Source organism: Sinomonas sp. G460-2, from assembly GCF_047759905.1.
Classification (GTDB): Bacteria; Actinomycetota; Actinomycetes; order Actinomycetales; family Micrococcaceae; genus Sinomonas.
The window spans coordinates 1-3,368 of sequence record NZ_JBKZWT010000365.1; the positions used below are offsets into that span (position 1 = coordinate 1).

The 3,368-nt window shown below is 64.1% G+C and carries 2 protein-coding genes and 1 pseudogene; 2 read left to right on the top strand and 1 reads right to left on the bottom strand.

Annotated elements, in window-relative coordinates:
* Window positions 1-214: 214 nt before the first annotated feature.
* Both ACLN58_RS19840 and ACLN58_RS19845 read left to right on the top strand, forming a co-directional pair.
* Window positions 215-1,258 (top strand): NAD(P)-dependent alcohol dehydrogenase, encoded by a 1,044-nt coding sequence (locus ACLN58_RS19840; RefSeq protein ID WP_415856958.1) that lies wholly within the window; start codon window positions 215-217, stop codon window positions 1,256-1,258.
* Between the two features lie 85 nt (window positions 1,259-1,343).
* Window positions 1,344-2,336, top strand: coding sequence for an aldo/keto reductase (locus ACLN58_RS19845; protein ID WP_415856957.1), 993 nt, complete (start codon window positions 1,344-1,346; stop codon window positions 2,334-2,336).
* A gap of 266 nt (window positions 2,337-2,602) precedes the next feature.
* On the opposite strand, the pseudogene ACLN58_RS19850 reads toward ACLN58_RS19845, so the two are convergent.
* Window positions 2,603-3,024 (bottom strand): annotated as a pseudogene (locus ACLN58_RS19850) (zinc-binding dehydrogenase); the annotation flags it as partial.
* Window positions 3,025-3,368: the final 344 nt, after the last annotated feature.

The following is a 3,368-nucleotide window of genomic DNA, read 5'->3' on the forward strand; positions in this document are numbered from 1 at the left end:
TGACCACGCTAGACGAGACGCTCGCGCTGAAGGAGACTCTGCGAGTACTACCATCAGCCGGGTCTCCCTCATGTCGATGTTGCATGGTCTTCTTGATGCAAGCCCCTACCGAGACCTGCTCATGGGACCTTCGCCGGGCAGAACTCTGGGGCCAGTGCACGCCCTCTACGTCGAAAAGACCAACACGAGCACGCAGATCGCCAAGGAGGCACTATTGCTCAACGTTAACGGCTACGCAGCGCCGTCCGCGTCCGCCCCACTCGAACCCGTCACCATCACCCGGCGTGACGTCGGGCCCAAGGACGTGCTGATCGAGATCAAGTACGCGGGCGTTTGCCATTCCGACATCCACACGGTCCGCGAGGACTGGGGACCGGTAACGCACCCGCTCGTCGTCGGGCACGAGATCGCAGGCGTCGTCACCGAGGTCGGCGCCGAGGTCACCAGGCACGCCGTCGGCGACCGCGTCGGCGTCGGCTGCATGGTCGACTCCTGCCGCGAATGCGAGAACTGCCTCGCCGGGGAAGAGCAGTACTGCCTCAACGGCAACACCGGCACCTACAACGTCATTGACGCCGATGGAAGGATCACTCAGGGCGGCTACTCCACGCACATCGTGGTCGACGAGGACTTCGCCCTGCGGATCCCCGAGACGCTTGACTTCGCCGCCGTCGCTCCGCTGCTGTGCGCCGGGATCACGACCTACTCGCCGTTGCGGCACTGGGAGGCGGGCCCTGGGAAGAAGGTCGCCGTGGTCGGCATGGGCGGCCTGGGGCACATGGCCGTCAAGCTCGCCCACGCCATGGGCGCCGAGGTCACAGTGCTCTCCCGGACGCTGGCGAAGAAGGACGACGGCCTGCGGCTCGGCGCAGACCACTACTACGCAACCGAAGACCCCGAGACGCTCGAGGCGCTCAAGCGGAGCTTCGACCTCATCGTCAACACGGTCTCAGCCCCAGTCGACCTCGGCGCCTACCTGTCGCTCCTACGCCGCAACGGGACCATGGTCAACGTCGGCGCCCCGGCCGAGCCCCTCCCTGTACAGGTCTTCAGCCTCATGGAAGACCGCCGCTCGTTCGCCGGATCCGGCATCGGCGGCATCCGCGAGACCCAGGAGATGCTCGACTTCTGCGCCGAGCATGGTATCAACGCCGAAACGGAGCTGATCGAGGCCTCCTACATCAACGAGGCCTGGAAGCGCGTCCTCTCCTCCGATGTGCGCTACCGCTTCGTCATCGACGCCAGCACCTTCTCCTAACGACCGCGAGGCAGTCCGGATCCAGTCCCGATCTTGTCGCGGACCTCGCCCGAATGTCAGCAGCCCAAATCAGAAGGAAACTCATATGTTGAAGGAACGCACACTCGGGCGGGAAGGCCTGAAGGTTACCGAGCTCGGTCTCGGGACGATGGGCATGACCGCCTTCTACGGGACGGCCGGGAGCCTCGAGGAGAGCATCGCGGTCATCCGCCGCGCGCATGAGCTCGGAGTGACGATGTTCGACACCGCCGAGCTCTACAACATGGGCACCGGCGCCAACGAGAGGCTGCTCGGCGAGGCGCTTCACCCGTTTCGGGATGAGGTCCAGATCGCCACAAAATTCGGATTCAAGTACGACGAGCACGGCAACTCCAACGGGCACGACAGCAGCCCCGAGAATATCCGAAGAGTCGCCGAGAACAGCCTTCGCTACCTGCAAACCGACGTCATCGATGTCTTCTACCAGCACCGCCCGGATCCCAAGGTGCCCGTCGAAGACGTCGCGGGGGCGGTCAAGGAGCTCATCGAAGAGGGCAAGGTCCGCTACTTCGGACTCAGCGAGGCAGGACCGGAGACGGTCCGCCGCGCCCATGCGGTCCAGCCCGTCTCGGTGCTCCAGACGGAGTACTCGATCTTCGAGCGCGGAGTCGAAACCGACGTCCTGCCCGTCGTGCGTGAACTCGGCATCGGGTTCGTCGCATACTCTCCGCTCGGCCGCGGCTTCCTGACGTCCGCAGTCAAGCCATCCGCAGAGTACGACGAGGCCGACATGCGCCGATTCGACCCCCGGTGGCAAGGAGAAAACTACGCGAAGAACAAGCAGGCGATCGACCGGCTCGGCGACCTCGCTGTTGCAAAGCAGATCACGCCTGCACAGCTCGCCCTAGCATGGCTCCTCGCCCAAGGACAGGACATCGTCCCGATCCCCGGAACAAGAAGCCGAACGCGACTGGAGGAGAATCTCCGTGCTGCCGAGGTCACGCTGACCCGTGCGGAACTGGAGAGCATCCACGAAATCGTGCCGAATGGGGCCTACGGCGCCCGCTACGTCCCCGAACACCTCCCCACCTGGGTCTAATTGGGAATACCGTCCGCGAGCGGAGGTCGCAGACGACGTCCGTGGAGTGTTCGCCCTGAGAATGGACGTCGTTGTCGTCAACGTCGCTCTGTAGAGCCCCCTTCAGGATCAGGGCGGCGGCGCGGCCTTCAATGGATCGTGGACGGCTAAAACACTGATGTTCGCAGGTTCCTCTCTCGGCCGTCCATGCCACCACCGCCGCGCAAGCCGCTGGAGCCGGGTCCGCAGGAAGCGGCCGGCTCCAGTAGACAGAGCAGAGGGCACCTTCAGGGGCGCAGAAGGACCTTGATCGCGCGACGCTCGTCCATGGCCTTGTAGCCCTCGGCGGCCTCGTCGATGGGCAGTTCGAGGTCGACGACCTTGCCGGGGTTGATCTCACGGTTCCAGATGAGCTCAATGAGCTCCGGCAGGAAGCGACGCATGGGGGCCGGGCCGCAGTGCAGGTGCATGTGGGAGAAAAAGAGCTCCCGTCCGGGAAGCTCGACGCCGTGCAGCACCTCGACATATCCGACATGCCCCCAGGGCGGGTGACGCGGATGGCCTGCATCATTGCCTCATGAGAGCCAACCGCCTCGACCACCGAGTCGGCGCCGAGGCTGCCGGTCAGCTGCTTGATCTTCGCGGCACCTTCGTCGCCGAGCTCCTCCACGATGTCCGTGGCTCCGTACTCGAGGGCGAGCTTCTGCCGCGTCGGTCGGCTTAAGGATCTGGGGCTCAACGTCCTCCACCCGGACGTCGCCGGGGGCGTGCATCACCACACCACGCATCGTGGATCTCCTCTGGTCTCGGGGACTCGTTGGTTCGCCCAGACAACCAGTTCTTCGACCAGCGAGGGGACCCCATTGATGGCAGTACCAAGAGGTCTCCCTCGTCGGGACGCAAGCGCTTTAGTAAGGTGTGTATCCGCCAGCATTGGTTCCGCTAATGCGTTTCCTATCAAGAGAACCGTCCATCACCGAAATGGGGGATGCTCGATTGATGGTGGTACTGACAGGGTCTCCTTCAGAGTGGTTGTCTCGCCTAGTCTGAATG